This is a genomic window from Klebsiella sp. 28, from assembly GCF_018223905.1.
GTDB classification, from domain to species: domain Bacteria; phylum Pseudomonadota; class Gammaproteobacteria; order Enterobacterales; family Enterobacteriaceae; genus Klebsiella; species Klebsiella pneumoniae.
Window position 1 is genome coordinate 1 of the sequence record NZ_JAGRQY010000045.1, and the last position, 26,082, is coordinate 26,082.

The window sequence follows — 26,082 nt, forward strand, 5'->3', positions numbered from 1 at the left end:
CGTAAGACTGTGCCTGGAAACCCTGAGACTGCGCCTCTTTTTCGAGATCCAGCTCGCTATACTTCACAAAATCATAGTCGGCGAATTTCTGCTGGGCGCGACGGGTGAACAGCGCCGAGATATCGGTGAAATGGTACTCCAGTGCCGGAACGCCGTTGAGTTCCGGCAGCAGCCACGCGGTGGTGCCGCCGGTTCCGCCGCCAACTTCAAGAATACGCAACGGCTGGCGGGGCTGACGCGTCTGGACAATGCCGCGTAATACCCCGGCGGCGATTTGGTTGAAATAGCGGCCAAAGCTGAATTCCTGATACAGCACTTCCACGCCGTCGGAGGCGCTTTGCGGGAAGATAATCGCCACCGGTTCTTCCGCGCCGCTCATCATTTCATATAACCGATCGCCGGCACGGGCGATGGTGTCGGGAATAGCCTGAAAACCTTCACAATAACCGGCAAGTTCCGTCAGCAGTGATTCCCGCTGTTGATGTTCAATGGGGCGGGCGCGGACGTATCGCCCGTCGGTGCAGCGGTAATCGCCGTCGACCACGCAGTTATTCAGCAGGCGCTGGAGTAGCTGCTGGTAGCGGGGCAGCAGACGTCCACGGCGCATGATGGTCATGGCGTCCACGCCGTTCTCAATGGCATCGCCGGTACAGCGTTGTACCAGTTGATCGACGTAGATGGCGTGCAGTCGCGTGGCGCACTGTTTAAGCGCTTCCAGGCGAGGGAGATCGAGCGCTGTCGCGGCGCGACTCGCCACCTCCAGCCCGGCAGACAGCGCTGCGTCGGCAGGCTCGCAGGCCGGGGAGACGCGCTCTTTCCAGTAACGCTCAGTATCAAACGGATAACATGGCGCAGCGATACGTTGTCCATCGCCCGCCAGCAGGTCGGCCCACGGTAGGGCGACGCCGGCAGCGTAAAGCTGGAGCAGGGCCTGATTGAGGACATCGCTCGCCTCTTTGTTACGCCGGGCGCTGGCTATCCAGTATGCGTTATCGCGGTATTCGCGCTGCCCGCAAGCAACCAACTGGGCATCGGGCCCCATCTCCAGAAAAACGCGGGCGCCGAGCTGATGCGCCACCTGAATACTCTGGATAAAACGCACCGGCTGGCGCATGTGTCGGCGCCAGTAATCCGCCTGGTTGAGCGTTGACTCATCAATGACGTCGGCGGTGAGCGTGGAAATAATCGGTATTTGCCCCGGCTCCGCGTGCAGTCCCGCGCAGGCGTCCTGGAACCGATCGAGTATCGGCTCCAGTAAAGCGGAGTGCGCCGCACCGGTTACGCTCAGGCGACGATAGTTAATGTCATGCTGCGAGAGCGTGGCGCAAAATACCGCGAGACGGGCTTCCGGCCCGGAAAATACCGTATGTTGCGTACCGTTGTTGGCGGCGAGATCCAGCTCAAACTGGCGAGCCAGCGGCATCAGCGTGTCTTCGTCTGCAAATACCGCCACCATCGCGCCGCTTGCGCACTGCTGCATTAGCGCGCCGCGCCGACAAACCAGTGGCATGACCTGTTCAATCGTATAGTGTCCGCAGACAACGGCAGCGGCAAATTCACCGACGGAATGCCCAATGGCGAAGTCTGGCTTCAGTCCTTCAGCACGCCAGTGCGCCGCCATCGCGATTTCAAACGCGACAATCGCCGGCTGCGCCCAGGCCATATTGTCCAGCTGCGCCGAATCGGGGTTAAACATCGCTTCGCGCAGTGACGGCGTGAGCATTTCGCTACAGGCGGAAAAACAGCGATCCAGCGTGTCGGCAAACGCCGTTGAGTGCTGGTACATCGTTTGACCCATAGTGCGCCAGTGCGAGCCCTGGCCGGTAAACAGCCACACCTGCTTGCCGCTGGCGCCGTGGCCGCTGTAAACCAGCGCCCCCGATTTCTCACCGGCCCAGGCGCTGAGCGCCTCGGCGGTTTCACGGTTTAATGGCGCCGCCAGGCGGAAGGGGAGATCGAGACGGCGCGCGTGCAGGGCTGTGAAGGCCAGAGAGCTGGCATCCGCATCCTCTCTCAGCGCCCCGGCATAATCCGTCGCCAGCCGCCGCAACGCGCTGTCGCTGGCGGCGCTGAGCAGCAGCGCGGTACTTTTTCTGCCGCTATCCGTATCGGGGAGGCGCGCGTTGAGCGCGTCGGGCAGCGAGGCGACGATCATATGGCAGTTGGTGCCGCCAATACCAAAGGAGGAGACGCCCGCATAGCGCATTTCGTCCTGCCATGCCTGTGCCGACACCGGTATGGTAAAGGGGCTCTCTTCAAGTTTCAGCGCCGGGTTGGGGGTGTGAAAATTCAGTAAGGGAGGAATTTGCCCGCGACTGACTGCCAGAACGGTTTTCAGCAGTCCGGCAATGCCCGCCGCGGTATCCAGATGGCCCATGTTACTTTTCACGGAACCGAGCGCACAGCGCTGATCCTGCGGGCGAGGCGCATAGACGTTGCGTAACGCTTCAATTTCAATCGCGTCGCCCAGCGGTGTGCCGGTGCCGTGGGTTTCAATGTAACCTACCTGCCTGTCGTCGATGGCCGCCAGCATTAACGCCTCTTCGATGACTGCCTGTTGCCCTGCGACGGAAGGGGCGGTATAGCCGACCTTTCTGTTGCCGTCGTTGTTGACCGCGCTGGAGAGGATCACCGAGATAATCGGATCGCCTGACAGCAGCGCGTCTCTCAGGCGACGCAGCACCACGCAGCCGAGACCGTTACCGGCCCAGGTGCCCTCAGCCGAGGCGTCAAAGGGACGACAGTGACCATCAGGAGAGAAAATCATTCCGGGCTGGTAGCGGTAGCCTGCCTGCTGGGGGAAAGAGAGCGCCACGCCGCCGGCAACCGCCATATCGGATTCGCCTGCGCGCAGGCTTTCACAGGCCAGATGCACTGCAACCAGCGAGCTGGAGCAGGCGGTCTGTACCGATAACGCCGGGCCGTGCAGGTTGAGTTTGTACGCGGCGCGGGTGGCAATATAGTCTTTATCATTGCCCATCAGAGATTGCAGACCTTTTACCTGCGCGACTTCTGTCACGTTCAATGCTTCGCGACCGGGGTAGGTACTCATCCGGGAAGAGGCGAAAACGCCGGTCTTATGGGGGACGGCGCCGGGGGCATAACCGGCATGTTCCAGCGCATGCCAGACCGCCTGCAAAAATAGGCGCTGCTGCGGGTCCATCGACTCCGCTTCCTGTCGCGAATAGCCAAACAGGGTGGCGTCGAAGCAGTCGGCGTTGTCTAACACCGTACCGATATTGACATAATGAGGATCGTCAATGATGGCGGCATCCAGACCGACGGCCAGAAGCTCTTCGCGCGTAAAGCGTCGGCTGCATTCACGACCTTCCAGCAGATTTTGCCAGAACGTTTCGCCATCCGGCGATTCAGGAAAATGGCAGGCGTAGCCGATAACCGCGACAGGTTCGCAGTCCGGGTAGTGTTGAGCGATCGATGCATCAATGGAATCTGCTGTCGGCGCAGAAGAGAAGCGCAAGTTATCCATAATCGGTCCCGTTTCCTAAGATTCACAAAGTCAATGGAACGCCATGCGTTCGCGATGGCGTTCCGGGGAAAATCAGTTTGCTTCGCGCTATATCCGCCGCTGACGACGGCGAACAGGGCGAGGTCGTTTTGTTTTCTCCACCGTGGCGACGCCGGCCAGATAATCGGCCAGGGCAGCAGGAGAAGGGTGGGTGAAGAGGTCAAGCAACGTCAGGGTGGAAAATTCGTGACGTTGTAACAAAACGTGCAGTTGCACCAGATTCAGCGACGTTGCGCCCGCCTCAAAGAAGTTTTCTGCGGGCGTGACAGACTCGCCAACCACCTCGCGGAAGGCGTCGCAAATCAGGCTGACGGTGCTCTCGTCCGCCGCAATGTGTGGCTGAGAGTGCTCAGGGCATACGCGCGGTGAGCGCTCTGCGCATTGCCCTGCGTGTTTAACGGGAGGCACCAGCGCGGCGAGCGGCAGTTGCCAGCCGCTTTCATCCTCGGCCATTCGGTTTAGCAATGCGCAATGCTGTTCAAACTGGCGCTCCACCTGCCCGGCAGGAAACAGCGCGGCGACAAAATCCCAGTTAAAGCGCAGTTCGCCTTCGGATTCATAAATCTGGTGATCGAGCCAGACCTGCGGCGTCTGGGAGATGCCCCAGACCGGTTTGAGCAGATTACGCCGGGCGAGGAAGTTATCCTGCTCAAAGCCCAGCGCGCTGGTAAAGACGACGGGCATCGGAACGGCAGGCACGTTTTGCCGTTGCGCCAGTTGACGCATCACGCGGATGGCTGACACATCGCGGTGGTTGAGGTTCTGGCTCAGCCGCTGCTGTAGTGACTGCGCGCTGTGCAGCCAGCTTTCGCCGGGATGCCAGCTCAGCAGCATCAGCGAGGTGAAATCGCCCAGAATCTGGTTGATTTGCGGGTGCAGCGGTCGCCTGTCGAAAAGCGTAAGGTTAAGCGTGAACTCAGGCTGTGCACTCCATGCAGAGAGAACCGTTGACCACACCGACAACAGTACGGCCGACGGGGTGAGATGGGCGTCAGCCGCCCGTTTTTTCAGCCGATGCCAGCGCGTGCTGTCCAGCGCGCCGTTCAGGCGGGCGAAGCGCGGTGTTTCAACCTCCTGAGGCAAGCAGCGCAGCGGCAACGCAGGCGCCGGAGGAATATCATCAAGCTGCGCCTGCCACCATGCCAGAGAATCTGGATTGGGCGACTGTAGCGAGGGTTGTTGCAGATAATCCCTGAAGGTGACGGGCAGCGGCGGAAGCAGCTGTTGCGGGTAGCGGTAGCCGTGCTCCAGCTCCGCCAGCAGGATCTGCATGCTCAGACCGTCAAGCAACAGGTTATCCAGACACAGCCACAGGCGGGCAGGCATCCCGTCCACGTATCCGACCTGGAGATCGAATACCGGCCACACTTCGGGGTTGAGTACCTGATGCGCCAGTTTTTCGCGCACCCGCAACGCCTCTTCAGGCGTATGGAGGGTGTGTGTGGGTATCACCCAGGGGGGCGTCTGTTCGAGCACCTGTTGCTGTCCATCACGCACGATGGCGCGCAGCATATCGTGGCGGGCGATTAATCGGTTCCAGACCGTCTCCAGCCGGGTGAGGTCCAGATCGGCAATTTCAAATTCAACAAAGAAATGTGAGCCGACGCCGCCCAGGGCAAAGCCCGGCTGACGCCCCACCAGGTAAGCCTGCTGCACGTCGGTAAGCGCAAAGGGCTGGTAGCGTTCTTCAGGGGAGTGGACGAATGGTTGTTCGACCGGGACGTCGGTTTTCCGCAGCGTGGCGGCAAAATCCGCCAGCCGGGGATGATTAAACAGGTCGCTTAATTGCGCTTCATAACCTGCCTGATGAAGTTGCCCGGTCAGACGGGTCGCCAGCAGGCTATCGCCGCCTTGCTGGAAGAAGTCGGTTTCTCTGGTGACATTGCCAGTTGATAAGAGTTGCTGCCAGAGGGCGGCAACCTGTTTTTCAATGTCGCCCTGGGGTAAATCCGCTTCGGCCGGGTTTTCCGCTTCAGGGGTATGACGACGCTTCAGCGCCTGGTAGTCAATTTTCCCGTTAGCCGTCAGCGGTAAGGCGTCGAGGAAGACGATCCGTTGCGGCACCATCCACCCCGGCAGACGTCCGGCGAGGGCGGCCTGAAGTTGACGGGGATCGCGGCGCACCTGCCTGTCAGGACATTGTACGAGGAAGCGTTGTAACCCCGCGACCTCATCGCCATGCTGACAGTTGAAGGCGGCCGCGCTAAATAATGCCGCCCAGTCGGCGCTGTTATGCAGCAAGGCCTCCGGCTGCCCATTGGTTAACAGGAGCGTGCTGAGCAGGGCGGACGGCGTTAACTGGCGAAACTCCATCACGTAGAGCAGCGCGCCGGGAACGGCAAGCTGTTGTAATGTCGCAAGGAGCCCGGGATCTTCCGGCAGCAGACGATGCAGGGCGTTATTAAGCCAGATAATGTCCGCCGAGTGAGCGTGCGCCGCCAGCGTGTCTGCATTCCAGAGGGACAGACGGGCGCCAGGCCAGGGGGCGAGCCTCTGCCGGGCGCTCAGCAGCATCTCCTGGCTCTGCTCAAGCCCGACATACTCAATCTGTCCGGCGTTGAGCTGTGCTAACAGCGATTCTGCGGCGCGGCCAGTGCGGGTTCCCACATCAAGCAGGCGTACCGGGCGCTGTAAGCGCTGTGCAAGCTGTTGGCAAATTGTCGCCAGTTCCTGAATATACGGGGCGCTGGCCGGATGGTTAAAGGCCAGGCTTTCCGGCGACCACTGCGCGTCGTTCAGTAACGACAGTTCGTTACGGGCACCGCGAAGAATTTGTGATAACGTTAAATCATGTCCGCTGAAGTGCGGGTGCTCATCCTCGTGTTCTTCACCAGCGCAGACCTGATAACCTTCAGCAGCGGGCTTCAGTCGCCGTTGTGTCACCAGAAATGCTAACCAGAGTTCCACCACGGCCTGCCAGCGCGGCTGGATAGCGAGTGAGTTCATCAGGGGGAGAGGATCGGCGCCAGCGGTGTGACCCGGCTTCAGTTTTAGCAGGCGATGCTGAAGGAAATCGGCTACCTGTTCTGCGGAGATCTCTGGCGAGATGGCGCAACAGGGCAACGTTCCCGCAAGCGTGTGCCACGCCTGCGGCAGTGCCGGGTTCCGATGATCGGTAACGCAAAAAGCCTCGCCCTGAGGAACAACGTATGCCGCCAGCGTTTTTTCTTTTTCGCCGATCGCCAGAACGGTTGCTTGTTTCACCCCCGCCAGCTGGCTGAGCGCGCTTTCGATTTCGCCCAGCTCGATGCGATATCCTCCGACTTTGACCTGCTTGTCGCGACGACCGAGGAACTCGATTGTGCCATCTGGCCAGTAGCAGCCGAGATCGCCGGTGCGATACCAGCGCTCGTCCGGGAGCGTCAAAAATTGCTGCTCGCTACGCAGGGGATCGTTGAAATAGCCTTCCGCGACCCCAATGCCGCCAATCCATAATTCACCCGGCACCCAGTCAGGGCAGTCCCGGCCCTGTTCATCCACCACCCGGTAGCGTTGGTTGGTTAGCGGAAAACCGTAAGGGATGGAGCGCCAGTGGGCGGGGACGTCGTGAATTTCGCAGGCGTTAGACCAGATAGACGCCTCGGTGGCGCCGCCCATCGCGATAAATTGTCCTTGTGGCCGGAAGGCCCGATAACGGGCGGGGAGGTCAAGCCCGATCCAGTCGCCGGAAAGCATCACTGCGCGCAGGTTTTCCGGCGTGGCGTCGGCGAAACCTTCACACCAGGTCAGCAGCATATCGAACAGCGCCGGGACGCTGTTCCAGAGCGTGACCTGATGGCGCTGGATCAGCTCACACCATGCGTGAGGATCGCGCCGTTGATTTTCCATCACCATCACCAGCGCGCCGCCCGCGCGCAGTACGCCAAAAATGTCGTAAACCGATAAATCAAAATGTAGGGCGGAGAGGGCCAGCACCCTGTCATGCGGGCCAACCTGATAGCGGGTATTGATATCGCAACAGGTGTTAAGCGCTCCCCGGTGAGAAATGACTACCCCTTTCGGCGTACCGGTAGAGCCGGAGGTGTAGATAATGTAGGCCGGTTGCGTGGGGGCGCGTACTACCGGGTTGGCGATCGGCTCCGCCTCAATGGCCTGCTGCCAGGCAAGGACGGGAATATCGTCTGACCCGGCGCTGGTGTCGTGCTGACAAATGAGCACCAGCCGGACGCTGGCGTCAGCGTAGATTTTCTCGCGCCGTGCGGCAGGCTGATCCAGCGAAACCGGAACGTAAACCGCCCCGGCCAGCAGGACGGCCAGAACCGCAACAAGTTGTCCTGCGCCTTTCGACATCGTGATAGCCACATTATCGCCGGGCTGAACCCCGCACTCGATTAACCTGCCCGCGCAACGGCGGGCATAGTCTGTCAGCTCATGATAATTCCACTGATAACGCATGTCCGTTACCGCCAGCGCCTGCGGCTGTTGCAGAGCGATACGGAAAATGCCTTCATGCAGCAAGCCTTCGGGAATGGGGGCGCCGGTGGCGTTGACCCGTTCGCGTATCGCGCGCTGGCTGGCGGGCATCATATCTGCGAACGGCTTTTGCCAGGCGCTTTCGTCATCGCAGAGTTGGTTAATCAACTGGCAGTAGGCGTCGAACAATGTTTCGACTAACGCCGGAGGGAACAGCGCGTCGTTGCTGTCCCATTGTAGCCAGACCTCGCCGTGATGCTCGAACGCCAGATGATCTATCCAGACCTGCGGCGTTTGCGAGATGCCCCATTCCGGCTCGCCCAACGGCGATTCTGCGCGGCTGCTGTAGAGGGAACGCCCCAGATTGCTGGTAAATACCACCGGGGCGCCGTGGGGGTAGCGCTGCTGGCGTTTGAGTTCACGGAGTAATTCGACGCCGGACCAGTGGCGATGCTCCCAGTCCTCCGTAAACGTGAGCTGGTTTTTACGCGCCAGGTTGCTGACGGTATCGCCATCGCAGGCGGTATCCAGCAGAAGAATATTGGTGAAGTCGGCAAGCATCGCGCCAACCGCCGGGTGCAGCGGCTGGCGGTCGAATAAGGTGATGTTAAGCAGCAGACGCGTCAGGCCGCCCCAGCGAGCCAGCACGGCAGAAAAACAGGTCGCCAGCGCCATTGTCGGCGTCACGCCATACTCGCCGGCCCGGTTGCTAAAGGCGTGCCAGCGTGTTGCCGGGACAATCATGCGGCGTCGGGTATTACGGACTTCACGTAGCGTGGCGGGTTCGCAGGCCAGCGGCAAGACGGGCGCGGGGGGAAGCGTCGATGCTTTCGCCAGCCAGTAAGCGCGCGCGTCGTCTCTCAGTGTTTGATTGATCTTCTGCTGGTGCAGCAAATACGAGCGGAAATCATAGCGGGTGTCGATAGCCGGCAGCGATTCTCCGGCCAGCAGGGCGTTAAGCTCATCGAAGAAAAGCGTAAAGCTGGAGGCATCCATAATCAGCAGGTCAATATTGACATGGAGGCGGTGGCGATTGTCCGGCAAGAGCGTCAGCTGAAAATCAAACGTTTCGCCGATTTCCACGCGTAAAAGACGGTGGCTCAGGCGCTGGCGCAGTGCGTCCAGATAGGCCTGGCGGCTTTCAGCGTCGTTATGGCGTAAATCATGAACGGTGACGCCGTTCCAGTAAGGTTGCGGTAGCCAGACCTGCTGCCCGTCGGGGCGAAAGGCGATATGCAGCATTGGGTGGCGTTGCAGCAAGGTCGTGATGGCCTGCTCCAACTGCGACGCCGTCAGACAATGGCCTTCAAACTCCTGATACAGGTGGCAACCCACGCCGCCAAGCGTCTGCCCCGGCATGCGGCCCGTCAGGTAGGCGTGCTGTACTGGCGTCAATGGGAAGGGGGTACTTTCGGTCATGTTCGGCCAGGATGATTCGTCGGGCGGCGTTTCTTCTTCCGCGTTCTCAGGCGACCGGCTGAGCATTAACTGGTTCCATGCCGCCAGCGTGGGGGCGGCATACAGCTCGCGAAGGGTAAGGCGGTAGCCATTTTTACGAAACCAGTGTAACCATCTCATCAATCTTATGGAATCCAGGCCGGCCTGGATCAGGTTGCTCTCTTCATGTAACTGCTGCGGCGTTAAATTCAGTTCCTGTATGAGCCGCTCGCGTAATTGTTGGTAATCAGCCGCGTGGCGGTTGTCCGGTAACAGCGAATCCTGAGATGGTGCGCCAGAAATCATTCTTCCTCCTGATGGCACGTCTTACCGAAAAGCATTGCTCATATGAGAATAATAATTATTAACAATTGGATGCTACCCGAAACGGGTTTATTTATGCCCGTTTCGGGTTGGTAACAGGCGGAAAGAACAGAGGCCCGGATGGGGTATCCGGGCCTCTGTCAGGGAGGAGTTTAGGGGGGCGCGACCCCGGTTACATCACGCGTTTAAAGGTCGAAGGGGTTACGCCAAACTGTTTCTGGAAGGCGGCAGAGAAATGGCTGGCGTTGGCATAGCCCAGATCGGCCGCCACCGTCATGACGGAGGTATTGCCGTTGGCCAGGCGTCTTCTGGCTTCCTGCATTCGTTCAGCCTGAAACAGGCCATAGACGCTGTTGTTGAACAGAACGCGGAAGCCTCGCTTAATTTTGAGAACGCTCAGACCGGACTCTCTGGCCAGCTCCGCGACGCCCGGCGCTTGCGTCAGATCAGCCAGCAGCAGATCCTTCGCCCGCAGCAGTTTCTGGCGTTCCATCGGGTTGAAGTGGCAGGAGAGGCAACTGGCGTCTTCGCGATGTTCATCCAGCACCAGACTGAGCATGACCAGACTTTGCCCCTGCAACCATAGCGTCGACGGCTTTTGTTCATGACTGAAGCCGCCGTGCATGCGCATCAGCGCGTGACGCAAGGCCTGAGCCGTTAAGTGGGTTTCAGCATTACAACGCTGCTGCTGGCAACAGCAGTGGGAGTCGATCTTATTCTTAATGACCGCGCTAATATCCGGCACCCACAGCGCGAGGGTTTCAGGGCTGAAGGAGAGGGTAATGCTCTCGAATCGGCCACAATAGGAGGCGCTGCCGCGACAGTCTGGCGTATGGGTAATGTAATGGCGATTGCGCGCAAGCTCCCAGTCGGTGTGGCGCCGGAGTCCCTGAATCGCAAAGCGCGATGTGCCTTCCAGGATGCACGAGAAGTTAATCCTGCCCAGATCGTCGTGTAGCTGCAACGTCTCAGGCCGCGCAAAATGGCCCCTCCAGAGCAAAATATCCATACCTTCCTGCAACGAACAGCGCAGCAGTTCACACTGAGCAGGAATATTGCCATCGTTTGCAGGTTTCCCGACCACCAACTGGTGAATAGAGATTTCAGATTGCGTTTGCGGTGACTCCGTCATGACCTGGTTATCTCCCTGTGGCTTAGACCAATGCGGGTATAAATAGAACCGAATGGGGTAGATGAGTTATTGATAATGGTTATTATTCACATTAATTCTCAGAACGCCACCCTGAATTGTCGTTTTTGGCGTCCGTAAAAATTCATCAGGAAATTCAGTTGCTCCCATGTCATCTCAATCATCCAATACTGAATCGCTGTCCCGATTTCCTCTCTGGCAGGTGATTACACCGGTTCGCAGGAAGGTTATTTTAGCTATGGCGCTGGCGGGGCTGGCGGCATTAACCAGCCTGGGGGCGCTCCTTTTTCTGGCGTGGAGCCTGCGTGACATTCGCGCGACGCCTGACGCTATTCCGGCCTGGCCGCTGGGCGGCGTGATCGGCTGCGTGGTCTTAACTTTTGTTCTGCGCTTACAGGCGTTCAACACCTCTCATTACGCGGCTTTTCATCTGGAGAACATTCTGCGCAGCAGGTTAGCCCGTAAAGCATTGCAGCTTCCGCCTGGCGTGTTACAGCAAATGGGCAGCGGGTCAGTGGCGAAAGTGATGCTGGATGACGTGAAGTCGTTACATATTTTTGTGGCCGACAGCACGCCGCTCTATGCCCGCGCGATCATCATGCCGCTGGCGACAATCGTTATCTTGTTCTGGCTGGACTGGCGGCTGGCAATCGCGACGCTGGGGGTACTGGCGTTTGGATCGGTTGTTCTCGTGCTCGCCCGCCAGCGTTCGGAAGATATGGCTCAGCGTTATCATAAGGCGCGCGAGCAGGTTAGCGCGGCGGTTATTGAGTTCGTGCAGGCCATGCCCGTGGTGAGAACGTTTGATAGCGGCAGCACCAGTTTTCTGCGCTATCAACGCGCCCTTGAAGAGTGGGTCGATGTGCTCAAAACCTGGTATCGCAAAGCCGGTTTTTCAGCGCGTTTTTCCTTCTCGATTCTGAATCCTCTCCCGACCCTGTTTGTCCTGATCTGGTCGGGATACGGCCTGTTGCACTATGGCAGTTTCGATTTTATCGCGTGGGTGGCCGTTTTACTGCTGGGCAGCGGAATGGCCGAAGCCGTAATGCCAATGATGATGCTCAATAACCTGGTCGCGCAAACGCGTTTAAGCATTCAGCGTATTTATCAGGTTCTCGCGATGCCGGAGTTATCGCTGCCGCAGTCTGACCAGCAGCCGCAAGAGGCGAGCATTACCTTTGAGCAGGTGAGCTTTCATTATCCGCAAGCGCGTACTGGCGCCGCGTTGCAGGAGGTGAGCTTTCATGTGCCTGCCGGGCAAATTGTGGCGCTGGTCGGGCCAAGCGGCGCCGGAAAAAGCACCGTGGCGCGCTTGCTGCTGCGTTACGCCGACCCGGACAAAGGCCATATCCGTATTGGCGGCGTGGATCTGCGTGATATGCAGACGGACACCCTGATGAAGCAACTCTCGTTTGTGTTTCAGGACAACTTCCTTTTTGCCGACACGATAGCCAATAACATTCGTCTGGGCGCGCCGGATACGCCGCTGGAGGCGGTAATAGCGGCGGCCAGAGTGGCGCAGGCCCATGATTTTATTAGCGCTCTGCCAGAAGGTTACAACACACGAGTCGGGGAACGTGGGGTATTTCTCTCCGGCGGCCAGCGGCAGCGCATTACTATCGCCCGGGCGCTTTTGCAGGATCGCCCCATCCTGGTGCTCGATGAGGCGACGGCGTTTGCTGACCCGGAAAACGAAGCGGCGCTTATCAAGGCGCTCGCGGCGGCCATGCGTGGCCGGACGGTCATCATGGTCGCGCATCGTCTCTCAATGGTGACTCAGGCCGATGTGATATTGCTGTTTTCCGACGGACAGCTCAGGGAAATGGGGAACCATACGCAACTGTTGGCGCAGGGCGGCCTGTATCAACGGCTCTGGCAACACTATCAGCAGGCGCAGCATTGGGTGCCGGGTGGAACACAGGAAGAGGTGGTGGAAAATGAAAGACAATAATCCTGCGGATAACCTGGCCTGGCGCGTCATCTGGCGCCAGCTTATCTCCAGCGTTGGCAGTCAGGCCAGGATGCTGCGACGCAGTATGCTGGCGCTGTTGCTGGCGGCATTCATGCAGGGGATCGCCTTTGCCTGTCTTTATCCGATCATTGATGCGCTGTTACGGGGAGACGCGCCGCAACTTCTTAACTGGGCTATGGCCTTCAGCGTCGCCGCAATTGTGACGCTGGTGCTACGCTGGTATGGCCTGGGCTTTGAATACCGTGGTCATCTGGCGCAGGCCACCCATGAGTTGCGCCTGCGACTTGGCGAGCAGTTACGCCGCGTGCCGCTGGAGAAGCTCCAGCGCGGCAGGGCGGGTGAAATGAACGCCTTGCTGCTGGGCAACGTGGATGAAAACCTCAATTATGTTATTGCGATAGCCAATATTTTGCTGCTCACCATTGTCACGCCGCTGACGGCGTCGCTGGCGACATTGTGGATAGACTGGCGGCTGGGGCTGGTGATGTTGCTGATCTTCCCTCTGCTGGTGCCGTTTTATTACTGGCGCCGCCCGGCGATGCGGCGACAAATGCAGACGCTGGGGGAAGCGCACCAGCGTCTGAGCGGCGATATCGTTGAATTTGCTCAGGGGATGATGGTATTGCGCACCTGCGGCAGCGATGCCGATAAAAGCCGGGCGCTGCTGGCGCATTTCAATGCGCTGGAAAACTTACAGACCCGCACTCACCGTCAGGGCGCTGGCGCGACGATGCTGATCGCCAGCGTCGTGGAGTTGGGCCTACAGGTGGTGGTGTTATCCGGGATCGTCTGGGTAGTGACGGGCACTCTGAACCTCGCCTTTTTGATTGCCGCCGTCGCGATGATTATGCGCTTCGCAGAACCGATGGCGATGTTTATCAGCTACACCTCGGTTGTGGAACTGATCGCCAGCGCCCTGCAACGGATTGAGCGGTTTATGGCGATAGCACCGCTTCCCGTCGCAGAGCAAAGCGAGATGCCGGAACGTTACGATATCCGCTTTGACAACGTCAGCTATCGCTACGAAGAAGGCGACGGCCACGCGCTTAATCATGTTTCTTTGACGTTCCCGGCAGCCAGTATGAGCGCGCTGGTGGGTGCCTCCGGCGCAGGCAAAACTACGGTCACCAAACTGTTAATGCGCTATGCCGATCCGCAGCAAGGGCAGATTTCTATTGGCGGCGTCGATATTCGCCGCCTGACGCCGGAACAGCTCAATAGCCTGATTTCTGTTGTTTTCCAGGATGTCTGGCTGTTTGATGACACGCTGCTGGCGAATATCCGTATCGCGCGCCCACAGGCGACGCGGCAGGAGGTAGAAGAGGCCGCCCGCGCGGCGCAGTGCCTTGAGTTTATTTCCCGTCTTCCGCAAGGCTGGCTGACGCCAATGGGAGAGATGGGCGGCCAGCTATCGGGCGGCGAGCGCCAGCGGATTTCCATTGCCAGAGCGTTATTGAAAAACGCGCCGGTCGTCATTCTCGATGAACCGACTGCCGCGCTGGATATTGAAAGCGAGCTGGCGGTGCAAAAAGCGATCGATAACCTGGTTCACAACCGGACGGTGATTATCATCGCTCACCGTTTATCCACCATCGCCGGGGCCGGAAACATTCTGGTGATGGAAGAGGGACAGGTGGTTGAGCAGGGTACTCATGCGCAATTGCTCTCACATCATGGACGTTATCAGGCGCTGTGGCAGGCGCAAATGGCCGCGCGCGTGTGGCGCGACGACGGGGTTTCCGCGTCTGGAGAGTGGGTGCATGAGTGATGTTCAGTCGAATGTGAAACCGCTGACGTTGACGACCGGGCGGGTGATTTTTGCTATTGCCGGCGTCTATGTGACGCAGAGTCTGGTATCGGCGCTGTCTATGCAGTCCTTACCCGCGCTGGTGCGCGCTGCTGGCGGTTCGCTGGCGCTTGCCGGTGCGACAACCCTGTTTATGCCTGGGCGCTGAAGTTTATTTGGGCGCCATGGATCGAGCGCTGGCGGCTTCCGCCCGGTAGCCAGGAACGCCGTTCCCGCATGTTAATCCTGCGTGGTCAGGTCGCGCTAGCGGCGATCCTGACTATTGCCGCAGCGATTGGCTGGTTTGGGCGAGAAGGGGGATTCCCCGATACGCAAATCGTCGCGTTATTTGTTCTGTTTATGGTGGCAGGCACGGTCGCCTCCACCATTGATATCGCCAGCGACGGCTTTTGCGTCGATCAACTGACCCGCACGGGTTACGGCTGGGGAAACAGCGTGCAGGTCGGCGGCAGCTATCTGGGAATGATGTGCGGCGGCGGGGTGTTCCTGATGCTGTCGGCGGCATCCGGCTGGCCTGTCGCCATGCTGATGATGGCGGTGCTGATTATGGCGCTGTCACTCCCGCTGTGGCGCATTACGGAGCCGACGCGAACAGCGACTATCCCGCATGTTCCGGCGTTAGGTTATGCGCTAAGGAGGAAGCAGGCGCGCCTGGGCTTACTGCTGGTATTGATGCTGAATTCAGGCATGCGGTTTGTGCTGCCTCTTCTGGCACCGCTGTTGTTGGATCATGGGTTGAGCATGTCCGCATTGGGCGCGCTGTTCAGCGGCGGCAATATTGCAGCGGGCATAGCAGGAACGCTGGCCGGCGGATTGCTGATGAAATACACCTCACCCGGCAGAGCGCTGTTGACGGCTTATGGCGTCCAGGGGATCGCGCTGCTGGCGGTGGTGATGACGCTCATGATGGCGCCGGGTCATCTGCTGCTGCCGATTCTCCAGTGTCTGGTCATTGTCCAGTCCATTTCGCTGGCCTGCGCGCTGGTCTGTCTTTACGCCACGCTGATGTCGCTTTCATCGCCTTTGCAGGCCGGTGTCGACTTCACCCTCTTTCAATGTACTGACGCGGCAATCGCCATTCTGGCAGGCGTTATCGGTGGCGTTGTTGCTCAACATTTTGGCTATGCGGCCTGCTTCCTGTTTGCCGGGGCATTCACGTTGCTGGCGGCGTGGGTTGCTTATATCCGGCTGCATTCGGCAAGAGAACTGATGACAAGCGCAATTGATTGATCCGGGAATAACACAGAGAGGTAAGGGATGAAAATCAGTGAATTTCTACATCTGGCGTTACCAGAGGAACAATGGCTACCGACGATTTCTGGCGTTTTACGCCAGTTCGCAGAAGAAGAGTGTTATGTCTATGAGCGTCAACCCTGTTGGTATTTAGGCAAAGGGTGCCAGGCACGGCTGCACATTAATGCCGACGGAACGCAGGCGACATTTATTGATGATGCCGGGGAGCAAAAATGGGCGGTGGATTCCATTGCCGACTGCGCGCGTCGTTTTATGGCGCATCCTCAGGTGAAAGGACGTCGGGTATATGGACAGGTTGGGTTCAACTTTGCGGCGCATGCGCGGGGGATTGCCTTTAACGCCGGGGAGTGGCCGCTGCTGACGTTAACCGTTCCCCGTGAAGAACTTATTTTTGAAAAGGGAAATGTCACCGTTTATGCGGACTCCGCCGACGGGTGCCGACGTTTGTGCGAGTGGGTAAAAGAGGCCGGTACAACGACGCAGAACGCACCACTGGCGGTGGATACCGCCCTCAATGGTGAGGCATATAAACAACAGGTTGCGCGCGCCGTTGCGGAGATCCGCCGTGGCGAGTATGTCAAAGTGATTGTCTCGCGCGCCATTCCCCTGCCATCGCGGATTGATATGCCCGCCACGCTGTTATACGGGCGGCAGGCAAACACACCTGTGCGCTCGTTTATGTTCCGTCAGGAAGGACGCGAAGCGCTGGGCTTTAGCCCGGAACTGGTGATGTCAGTGACGGGCAATAAAGTGGTCACTGAACCGCTTGCGGGCACCCGCGATCGCATGGGAAACCCGGAGCATAATAAGGCGAAAGAGGCAGAACTGCTGCACGACAGTAAAGAGGTGCTTGAGCATATCCTTTCTGTCAAAGAAGCTATTGCTGAACTGGAGGCCGTTTGCCAGCCGGGCAGCGTGGTGGTTGAAGATTTAATGTCGGTTCGCCAGCGCGGCAGCGTTCAGCATCTGGGGTCTGGCGTGAGCGGTCAGCTTGCGGAAAACAAGGATGCCTGGGATGCGTTTACCGTGCTGTTTCCGTCGATTACCGCCTCAGGTATCCCTAAAAATGCTGCTCTGAACGCGATTATGCAAATTGAGAAGACGCCGCGAGAGCTTTATTCCGGCGCAATCCTGCTGCTGGACGATACGCGCTTTGATGCAGCGCTAGTTCTGCGTTCCGTATTTCAGGATAGCCAGCGCTGCTGGATACAGGCGGGGGCGGGAATCATCGCGCAATCTACGCCGGAACGCGAACTGACAGAAACCCGGGAGAAATTAGCGAGCATTGCGCCCTATTTAATGGTGTAGGAGTAACTGTTTTCTAACCTCACAACCAGACTGTCCAAAGACAATTGAGTCGCTCTTTGATTCCTCTGTGACTCTATTGTCTTCTTTTGGGATAAAATAGGTGTTTTTCGTCATGAAGTTGATAAAAGTCTATATAGAACCACCTCCTGTGGAGGTGGTGGTAATTTGCCAGAGTGTGGGATTCGTTAGTATATTATGGGATAAACTTATTTTTACCAATTGTATAAGGCGGTGCATAAGATTCTCGGCATGCTTCCAGATAATCCGACCACCACTGCATCATCGCTTTGCGGGCTTCTAGGTGCTCTGCCTTATGAATATAAGCCATGCGCACGGTATTGCGCTCCTGATGACTCATCTGGCGTTCTACTGCGTCCTTTGCCCATAAACCCGATTCCATCAGCGCACTGCATGCCATTGCCCGGAAGCCGTGACCGCAGATATCCTTTTTCGTGTCGTAACCCATCACCCGCAGTGCCTTATTGACCGTGTTTTCAGACATTGGCTTATACGGGTTATGGTCGCCGGGGAAGATCAGTTCATTATTACCGGTGATATCCTTAATCTGTTTCAGAATGGCGATGGACTGTTCTGAGAGGGGGACGATATGCGGCATTCGCATTTTTGCCCCGCGGCCGGAATAACGCACGCCAATAATGGGTTCTCGCGTCGCGGGTATCGTCCAGACTCGGTTTGTGAAATCAATCTCTGACCAGCGGGCGAAACGCAGTTCACTGGAGCGAATGAACACATGCAGCATCAGCAGAACGGCATGCCGGGTCAGTTCACGGCCCTGATGATATGCCCCAATACGTTCAAGCAGTTCAGGCAGCCGCTCCAGCGGCAGGGCAGGATAGTGCCGTCTGACAGGAGGTGTGGTCACGCCGCCAAGGTTTGCTGCAGGGTTCGTATCGATTAACTCCTGATGGACCGCATGGCGCATTATGTTACTCAGGTGCTGCCGTGTGCGGGACGCAACCTCCAGCAGACCTTTTTCCTCGATCCCTTTCAGCAGGTCAATGAAATGACGGGGTTTAAGTTCTGATACAGGTAGGTTCCCGATGACCGGAAAGATGTGATTGTTCAGGCTGGCAAGCAGACGGTCGGCGGTGTTCTGCGACCATTTCCTGTTACTTTTATGCCACGCCAGCGCCACGTTTTTAAAAACTTTCTCCGGTGTTCGTGAGCCACGTTCAGCAGCCCGCTGCTGTACCGGGTTGATATTCAGCGCCAGCATTTTACGGATACCTTCACGTTGCTGTCGCGCATCAGACAGGGAGATGGCTGGATAGGCACCCAGCGCAATGCGGGATTCTTTACCGCTAATACGGTATTTGAGATACCAGTGGCGGGAGCCACCCGGCTTAACCAGCAGATACAGACCGTGAGAATCGGAGACTTTAAAGGGTTTATCAGAAGGCTTGAGGGTGCGGATTTTTGCGTCGGTAAGGGACATATGGGGGTCACTCCATTATCGAACTAACCTGACCCCAGATTTGACCACCAATTTTTCCCGATGCGTAGGGTAAAATCAAAATGCACCGAGAAGAGTTTTCACACTAACCTGTTGAATCAACATCAGATAAAGATTCGCAAGGATGCATGAAAACAGATAATTGGCTCCTCTGACTGGACTCGAACCAGTGACATACGGATTAACAGTCCGCCGTTCTACCGACTGAACTACAGAGGAATCGTGTGAACGGGGCGCATATTAACGATGCCATCCGGCCTTGTCAAAGCCTGATTCAAAGAATTGCGTTCGACTGCTGACAATTTCAGCAATCGCCACCCATGCGCTGTTTTTTTCACCATGTTGCACCGTTGTAGTGCGAATGTACCCCTAATGGGGCATACCACAATCTGCTTACCGGGCAAATAAAAACCGAATTGCTATCACTATCCCTTATAACGCTGCCTGCGGCGGGCGACAGCCGAGGAAATGCAAAGCTGGCAAGCAAATTGCAAAAGCCAGTGCATCATACTCCCAGCGTTGACGCTGGCGTTCCTTACAGGAGGCAAAATGAACTTAAGACGACTGAAATATTTTGTGAAAATCGTCGATATCGGCAGTCTGACCCAGGCCGCTGAAGTCTTGCATATCGCCCAACCGGCCCTCAGCCAACAGGTCGCGACCCTGGAAGGTGAAATGGACCAGCAGTTGCTGATACGCACCAAGCGAGGGGTCACGCCAACGGAAGCCGGTAAAATTCTCTACACCCATGCGCGCACTATCCTGCGCCAGTGCGAGCAGGCGCAGCTGGCGGTCAATAACGTCGGCCAGACGCTGCGTGGTCAGGTGTCGATCGGCCTGGCGCCGGGCACCGCGGCCTCCGCCATTACCATGCCGTTGCTGCAAACGGTGCGCAATGAGTTGCCCGAGGTGATGGTCTATCTGCAGGAGAGCAGCGGCACAGCGCTGAATGACAAGCTGCTGGCGGGCCAGCTGGATATGGCGGTGCTCTATGAGCGTTCGCCGGTGGCAGGCATCGTCAGCCAGCCGCTGCTGAAAGAAGACCTTTACCTGGTCGGCACCCGCGACTGCCCGGGGCAGAGCGTGGATCTCACTGCGGTGGCGGAGATGAACCTGTTCCTGCCGCGCGATTACAGCGCAGTGCGGGCGCGGGTCACCGAGGCATTCACCCTGCGTCGTCTGTCGGCGAAAATTATCGGCGAGATCGAATCCATCACCACCCTGACCGCGGCCATCGCCAGCGGCATGGGGGCGACGGTGTTACCGGAATCCGCTGCTCGTTCCCTGTGCGGGGCGGCGAACGGCTGGATGGCGCGGATCAGCACGCCTTCAATGAGCCTGTCGCTGTCGCTGAACATGTCGGCTCGCGGCAGTCTGTCGCCGCAGGCGCAGGCGGTGAAAGAGATCCTGCTGTCTCTGGTGAGCCGCCCATCGCTGGAAAACCGTGAACTGCAGCTGGTCAGTTAGGGTATATTCTCTTAAGGAATAAGTTGCTGGTTTTTATTATTTGTTACCTGGGACAACAGACTTTAACAATAGCAGATACGTTAAGTCCATTGGCCCGGAGGAAAGGGTGAACTTCCAGCAGCTGAAAATTATCCGTGAGGCGGCCCGTCAGGATTACAACCTGACGGAAGTCGCGAATATGCTCTATACCTCGCAGTCAGGCGTCAGTCGCCATATCCGGGAACTGGAAGAGGAGCTGGGGATTGAGATCTTTATCCGCCGCGGCAAACGCCTGTTAGGCATGACCGAGCCGGGTAAAGCGCTGTTATCGATTGCCGAGCGGATCCTCAATGAAGCCAGTAACGTTCGGCGGCTGGCGGATCTCTTCACTAACGATGCGTCAGGCGTCTTAACTATCGCCACCACCCATACTCAGGCGCGCTACAGCCTGCCGCCGGTCATTAAAGCTTTCCGCGAGCTGTTCTCAGATGTTCGCGTCGAGCTGGTGCAGGGTACCCCGCAGGAAATCGAAGCGCTGCTGCATAACGGCGGAGCGGATATCGGCATCGCCAGCGAGCGCCTGAGCAACGATCCGACGCTGGCGGCTTTCCCCTGGTTCCGCTGGCATCACAGCCTGCTGGTGCCGAAGGAGCATCCTTTGACGCAGGTTTCTCCCCTGACGCTGGAGGCGATCGCCCGCTGGCCGTTAATCACCTACCGCCAGGGGATCACTGGCCGTTCGCGCATTGATGAGGCGTTCAACCGCAAGGGGTTGATGCCGGATATCGTGCTGAGCGCGCAGGATTCCGATGTGATCAAGACCTATGTGGAGCTGGGGCTGGGCGTCGGGCTGGTCGCCGAGCAGTCCGGTGATGCCCGGGAAGCGGACACCTTTACGCGTCTTGATACCCGCCATCTGTTCGATGCCAATACCGTGTGGTTGGGACTGAAGCGGGGCCAGCTGCAGCGGAATTACGTTTGGCGCTTTATCGAATTGTGCAATGCCGGACTGTCGCTGGATGAGATTAAGCGTCAGGCGATGGAGCCGGAAGAGGCCGTAATCGACTATCAGATTTAAGTCATTGTGGGTCAGCGGATCGAGGCGAGGAAATAACGCTATAATTCACACACGAGAGTCGCGACTGAGGAAGGGAAAATGACGATGCGGCGTGTGAAATTACTTTGTTCTGCGCTGATGCTGCTCGCCAGCCACGGCGCGCTGGCCGTCAGCTATCCGCTGCCGCCGGAGGGAAGTCGTCTGGTGGGCAGCGCATTTACCATCGCCGTGCCGGAGAACAACACCCAACCGCTGGAAAGTTTTGCCGCCCAGTACGGCCAGGGGTTAAGCAATATGCTGGAAGCCAACCCCGAGGTCGATGTCTATTTGCCACGCTCCGGTTCGACGCTGACCATTCCGCAACAGCTGATCCTGCCTGACACCGTGCGGGAGGGGATCGTCATCAACGTCGCGGAGATGCGTCTCTATTATTACCCGCCGCTGGGCAACAGCGTGGAAGTCCTGCCAATCGGCATTGGCCAGGCCGGACGCGAAACCCCGCGTAACTGGGTGACGGCAGTAGAGCGTAAGCAGGAAGGCCCCACCTGGGTGCCAACCGCCAATACCCGCCGCGAGTATGCGAAAGAGGGCAAAACCCTGCCGGCGATGGTGCCCCCCGGGCCCGATAACCCGATGGGGCTGTATGCGATCTACATCGGCAGGCTCTACGCCATCCACGGCACCAATGCCAACTTTGGTATCGGGCTGCGCGTCAGCCAGGGATGCATTCGCCTGCGCAATGACGATATTAAATTCCTGTTTGATAACGTGCCGGTTGGGACGCGGGTTCAGCTGATCGATCAGCCGGTGAAGTACAGCGTGGAGCCGGACGGCAGTCACTGGCTGGAGGTGCACGAGCCGCTGTCGCGCAACCGCGCGGAGTTTGAATCCGACAGAAAAGTCCCCTTGCCGATGACCTCGGCGCTGCGCGAGTTTACTCAGGGGCCGGGAGTGAGTCCTTCGCAGGCCGAGCAAACCCTGCAGCGCCGCTCCGGCATGCCGGTGAATATCAGCGCCACAGCGGCGCAGGGAAGTTTGTAGCGGGTCGTTTAGTCTGATTAACGGCTATTGTAAGAAGGCTCTTTTGCTGACGATGCATTCAACGTTGTTGGGAATAAGGATCGGGAAACCGATCCTTAACTTATCAACAGTGGCTGTGATGGCGTTTTAATGAGGGCGCCAGGAGATGCTCAGGAGGGGATGATAAAGTCTGCAAATATATCTATGGACTTAATATTGTTACTGAGGATCTTTTTTTTGGCTGCCATTGTCCATGAAAGCGAAGATCCCCTTTATGATAGCCATTATCCAGAATATAAGACGGATGAGTTCTGCTGAATCCCTATTGTCAAAACACGCCTGACCACAGTCACTACCGCTGAACCCCATCGCCGCTGATAAGCGAATCAGGGGATGGCGTCACTGATTGTTGGCAATGGGGACATGCTGCTCCATCAATTCAACGATCCAGTCAATAAAAACGCGCAGCTTGGCGTTGACATGGCGGTTCGGTGGAAACGCCAGGTACAGGGGCATTGGGCTAATCCGCCATTGTGTAAATAATGGAATCAAAGCGCCAACGGCCTGATGCGCTGCCGCCATATAGTTGGGCAGCGCAATCACGCCTAAGCCAACTAACCCAGCTTCGAGGTAAGCATTGCCATCATCCACGGCAAGTACGTAGTTGCCCGTGATTTCAATACGTTCATTCTCACTGCACAGTACCAAAGGATCAATCTTACTGGTGCGTGAGGACAAGAATCCCACTATGCAATGGTCAGTATTTTGCAGCTCGCGCGGGTGTGCGGGAGCGCCAAGGCGTTCCACATAGCTGGGGGCGACGTAGACGCCGATTTGCAAATCGCCGACATGGCGTGCGATTAGGGACTGGTCGGTGATTTGACCACCGCGCAGAACGCAATCCACGTTGTCGCCGATCAGATCCACTACCCGGTCGCTCACACCCATGTCGATCTGGATATCAGGGTAGCGGGCGTGGAAAGCCGGTAGCGCCGGCACCAGAATAAGGCGGGCCAGCGGACTCGGTACATCCACCCGTAGCCGTCCCCTGGGCGTCATCGCCGCACTGGACAGGCTGTTTTCAGCATCCTCCATGTCCGCCAGCAGACGAATGACGCGTTCGTAGTAGACCGCGCCATCGGGAGTCACACCGAGCTTGCGGGTGGTGCGATGGAGCAATCTGACGCGCAGGCGCGATTCCAGCTGCTGAATGAGTTGCGTCACCGTGGTTTTGCTCATATGAAGCGTTTGGGCAGCCTTCGTGAAGCTCCCTGCCTCTACCACCCGAGCAAAGGCGCGCATTGCATCGAAACGATCCATTTCTTATCCTGTCTTTCATCGATTGTTTGGATATTACAAACAATGAGGGACAAAGTCGCTTGTTTATCCGCCCGATCTCGTCGTTGTACAGTGCCTTTACATTCACCGGGCTGATTTCGCCCCAGCATAAAGGTACAAACATGACAGCACGCGAAGCCGTTTTTCCCTTCGGTCGTCAGGCGCTCTATGAGCGCAATCGTTATTCACCGGCCATCAAATCCAATGGTTTCTTGTTTGTTTCGGGGCAGGTGGGTAGCCACGAGGATGGTTCGCCTGAGCACGATCTGAAAGCACAGGTCAGGCTGGCGTTCAAAAATCTTAATGCTGTGCTCGCAGCGGCGGGCTGCACGTTTGAGGACGTGGTTGATGTTACCCTCTTTGTCGTCGATCCTGAGTCAAATCTCGACGCTATCTGGAGTATCCTGCCAGAATATTGGGGAGAAGCGCCTTACCCTACGCTGACCGGGATCGGCGTGACGTGGCTTTATGGATTTAAGTTCGAGATTAAGGTTATTGCCAGGCTACCCTAAGCGTTACGGGTCTTTCCGCCAGTGGAAAATGCATTTGGGCAGCCCGCGCTGTCTGTAAAGGTAACTGCCGGATCGGGATCGTCTGCTACGCAGCGGCAGACCCAGCGGTTACCGCCGGATCGAAAGTCTGTAGCCATAAGGTTGGGAGCAGCATCGCTGCTTTTCACCTGCGGGGATCACATACGGAACCTTGGACGGTACCTACGGTACGATGCTGCTTATACCCGCTGGCGGAGAGATGTCAGAAGCGGCGGTATTGCCGATCTTTTTTGGAACCGCGCATGATTGCCTTACACCCAGGTATGGTCCGGCACGGTTAAACCGCCTTTATTTAAGCCTTTGCGGGAGCGTGGGGCTCACGGCCGTTCAGCTTGCCTCATAGCAAGAAAATAGCACCTACACCAGGATAAGATTGCATGCTTGGGGAGCGGAGAGGATCACGGAAAGCAAAAATCCCGCTCAGGTTTCCCAGAGCGGGATTTTTAAATTTGGCTCCTCTGACTGGACTCGAACTTCATCTACATCTCCTTTTATTACTGCCTTTGTTAAATATAGCCATATTTTTACCAACATATTTACCATCATTATTGTTTTCTTGTGGTAAAAATGTCAATTAAAAACAATTGGTTGTTGTCATAATCATCTGACTATGCGTATCTAAATTTTCTTTCATTATCAACATGATGTTGTCGTTATTTTTGTTAAAATAAATGATGAAAAACAATTGGTTATTGTTTATTAAATAAATCATGTTTAGTCAAGGTGAAAGCACTGACCTCCAAGGTCACTTACTGTGCTCACACCATTTTGAAAACCCGCTCCTCTTTTCCACTTTCTCTATCATGTTGAATGGGCTAACGTTTAGGAAACACAAAAGCAATCGGTAGAACAATGACTACACAAAAGGAAATGGAAGAAATCAGGGCAGCGTTATCTTGGTTTGATGTACGCCGATATGATGGCCTTAAAGACCTCACCTTAGAACAAATCTATGCAGAGCTTGAAAGACGGATGTTGGCTTACAAAACAAGACAACAATGGGAAACAGCAGGCAAAGATAATCAAATGCAAGCGATATACCATGATGCCACAATCCGATGTGGTGATGTGATACTTAAATCAGACTGGATTTCAGACAATCACAGACTGTCGCATAGCTATGCTGTAAGACCAATGACCAGAGTTCAATTGTTCAACTATGGGCGGGCTATGTATCGGCTGGAGACTTCAGAGCAAACAGACCCTGTTGCAGTGAGTTCCGACTACATCTCTGAGTATCTGAAACAAGGAGGCATGAACCCTGCTAACAAGATGCTGATTGAAATTGACTTGGAAGAAGCCAGCAGTGACGATCTCGCAGAACATCTGAAAGTACTGATTGCTCTATGGCAAAAGCACCTGAAAACGCCTAAACCCCCGAAACGAAAATTTAGGTTTGGTCATAAGACCTTTGAAAGAATACTTGATTACAAAGTCATCCCTTTGATGGATTTGATTTCATGGGAACAGCTCTACAACGAAGGTAAGAACATACCTTTCACCATTTTAGCTGACATCCTGCATGGTAATAATGGGGCCAGAAGTAGTGAGAACATCAAAGATACTGATTATGATTACGCGAAAAGTTATCTTGATAACGATGAGTACTTCAAGGTTTTAAATGATTTCTATATTAAAAACAATATGTTGAAGGATTGGGGTATCGTTGATGTGATAACACTTAACGATAAATCCTCGGATAAAAACAAAAAGTAAACACAAGGGATGTTCACAACCTGCGAACGTCCCTATAAAGAGTATCCCTCCAAAAATTTCTGCGAAACTCACGGTTGGTGAACATCCCTAGTTTAGAACCAGCCAAAATCCTAGAATTATCTCCATCGAACAACATACTAAAAAACGAAATATCCAAGATATTACGTAAAAAAACAGGAGATAAACATGGTTCAAAACAAAACAGATAAAACTTTAAAACTTATTCGCTTATCAGAAGTAATAAGGAAAACCGGGTTCGGCAAGACGTGGATTTATAAACTTATCAGCG

Annotated in this window: 12 protein-coding genes, 1 tRNA gene and 3 pseudogenes; 10 read left to right on the forward strand and 6 right to left on the reverse strand. The window is 56.5% G+C overall.

The features are described from left to right. The 3 genes and pseudogenes from irp1 to ybtA form a co-directional block, all read right to left on the reverse strand. Nucleotides 1–3,487, reverse strand: a pseudogene (gene irp1, locus KHQ28_RS08405) (yersiniabactin polyketide synthase HMWP1); the annotation flags it as partial. 87 nt (nucleotides 3,488–3,574) lie between these two features. Continuing rightward, the gene (gene irp2, locus KHQ28_RS08410) at nucleotides 3,575–9,682 is read right to left on the reverse strand and encodes a yersiniabactin non-ribosomal peptide synthetase HMWP2 (RefSeq protein WP_000623067.1); all 6,108 of its coding nucleotides are present in this window, start codon (nucleotides 9,680–9,682) and stop codon (nucleotides 3,575–3,577) included. A 190-nt stretch (nucleotides 9,683–9,872) separates the two neighbouring features. Continuing rightward, a complete protein-coding gene (gene ybtA / locus KHQ28_RS08415; RefSeq protein ID WP_000140406.1) occupies nucleotides 9,873–10,832 on the reverse strand; it encodes a yersiniabactin transcriptional regulator YbtA in 960 nt (319 codons plus the stop codon). 256 nt (nucleotides 10,833–11,088) lie between these two features. Here ybtA and ybtP point away from each other — a divergent pair, with 256 nt between their 5' ends. From ybtP to ybtS, 4 genes and pseudogenes are all read left to right on the forward strand, one after another. Then, the gene (ybtP, locus tag KHQ28_RS08420) at nucleotides 11,089–12,801 is read left to right on the forward strand and encodes a yersiniabactin ABC transporter ATP-binding/permease protein YbtP (protein ID WP_001327262.1); all 1,713 of its coding nucleotides are present in this window, start codon (nucleotides 11,089–11,091) and stop codon (nucleotides 12,799–12,801) included. Beyond that, nucleotides 12,788–14,590 carry a yersiniabactin ABC transporter ATP-binding/permease protein YbtQ gene (ybtQ, locus tag KHQ28_RS08425; RefSeq protein WP_001446633.1) on the forward strand — a complete coding sequence of 601 codons (1,803 nt, stop codon included), beginning with the start codon at nucleotides 12,788–12,790 and terminating at the stop codon, nucleotides 14,588–14,590. The genes ybtP and ybtQ overlap by 14 nt, the downstream gene beginning before the upstream one ends. Continuing rightward, nucleotides 14,583–15,859 (forward strand): annotated as a pseudogene (gene ybtX / locus KHQ28_RS08430) (yersiniabactin-associated zinc MFS transporter YbtX). The gene ybtQ and the pseudogene ybtX overlap by 8 nt, the downstream one beginning before the upstream one ends. Nucleotides 15,860–15,886: 27 nt before the next feature. Next, nucleotides 15,887–17,191, forward strand: coding sequence for a yersiniabactin biosynthesis salicylate synthase Irp9/YbtS (gene ybtS, locus KHQ28_RS08435; protein WP_000703040.1), 1,305 nt, complete (start codon nucleotides 15,887–15,889; stop codon nucleotides 17,189–17,191). Between the two features lie 193 nt (nucleotides 17,192–17,384). Here the strand turns inward: ybtS and KHQ28_RS08440 are convergent, their stop codons facing one another. Together KHQ28_RS08440 and KHQ28_RS08445 are read right to left on the reverse strand one after the other, a co-directional pair. After that, nucleotides 17,385–18,647 (reverse strand): integrase arm-type DNA-binding domain-containing protein, encoded by a 1,263-nt coding sequence (locus KHQ28_RS08440; RefSeq protein WP_000059623.1) that lies wholly within the window; start codon nucleotides 18,645–18,647, stop codon nucleotides 17,385–17,387. Nucleotides 18,648–18,808: 161 nt separating this feature from the next. Further along, a tRNA-Asn gene (locus tag KHQ28_RS08445) sits at nucleotides 18,809–18,884 on the reverse strand. Nucleotides 18,885–19,214: 330 nt separating this feature from the next. Here KHQ28_RS08445 and nac point away from each other — a divergent pair. From nac to ldtA, 3 genes are all read left to right on the forward strand, one after another. Further along, on the forward strand, nucleotides 19,215–20,132 hold the full coding sequence (nac, locus tag KHQ28_RS08450; RefSeq protein WP_002911729.1) for a nitrogen assimilation transcriptional regulator NAC: 918 nt from the start codon (nucleotides 19,215–19,217) through the stop codon (nucleotides 20,130–20,132). Between the two features lie 106 nt (nucleotides 20,133–20,238). Continuing rightward, on the forward strand, nucleotides 20,239–21,189 hold the full coding sequence (gene cbl / locus KHQ28_RS08455; protein ID WP_032418726.1) for an HTH-type transcriptional regulator Cbl: 951 nt from the start codon (nucleotides 20,239–20,241) through the stop codon (nucleotides 21,187–21,189). 78 nt (nucleotides 21,190–21,267) lie between these two features. Next, nucleotides 21,268–22,209 (forward strand): L,D-transpeptidase, encoded by a 942-nt coding sequence (ldtA, locus tag KHQ28_RS08460; protein ID WP_060578873.1) that lies wholly within the window; start codon nucleotides 21,268–21,270, stop codon nucleotides 22,207–22,209. A 378-nt stretch (nucleotides 22,210–22,587) separates the two neighbouring features. Here the strand turns inward: ldtA and KHQ28_RS08465 are convergent, their stop codons facing one another. Continuing rightward, nucleotides 22,588–23,508 (reverse strand): LysR family transcriptional regulator, encoded by a 921-nt coding sequence (locus KHQ28_RS08465; RefSeq protein WP_004141160.1) that lies wholly within the window; start codon nucleotides 23,506–23,508, stop codon nucleotides 22,588–22,590. Nucleotides 23,509–23,648: 140 nt separating this feature from the next. Here KHQ28_RS08465 and KHQ28_RS08470 point away from each other — a divergent pair, with 140 nt between their 5' ends. The 3 genes and pseudogenes from KHQ28_RS08470 to KHQ28_RS08480 form a co-directional block, all read left to right on the forward strand. Then, nucleotides 23,649–24,038: a RidA family protein gene (locus KHQ28_RS08470; RefSeq protein ID WP_002911718.1), complete on the forward strand. Its 390-nt coding sequence runs from the start codon at nucleotides 23,649–23,651 to the stop codon at nucleotides 24,036–24,038. Nucleotides 24,039–24,929: 891 nt separating this feature from the next. After that, complete coding sequence (locus KHQ28_RS08475) at nucleotides 24,930–25,793, forward strand: DUF6387 family protein (protein ID WP_064147901.1); 864 nt, start codon at nucleotides 24,930–24,932, stop codon at nucleotides 25,791–25,793. 186 nt (nucleotides 25,794–25,979) lie between these two features. After that, nucleotides 25,980–26,082 (forward strand): annotated as a pseudogene (locus tag KHQ28_RS08480) (AlpA family phage regulatory protein); the annotation flags it as partial.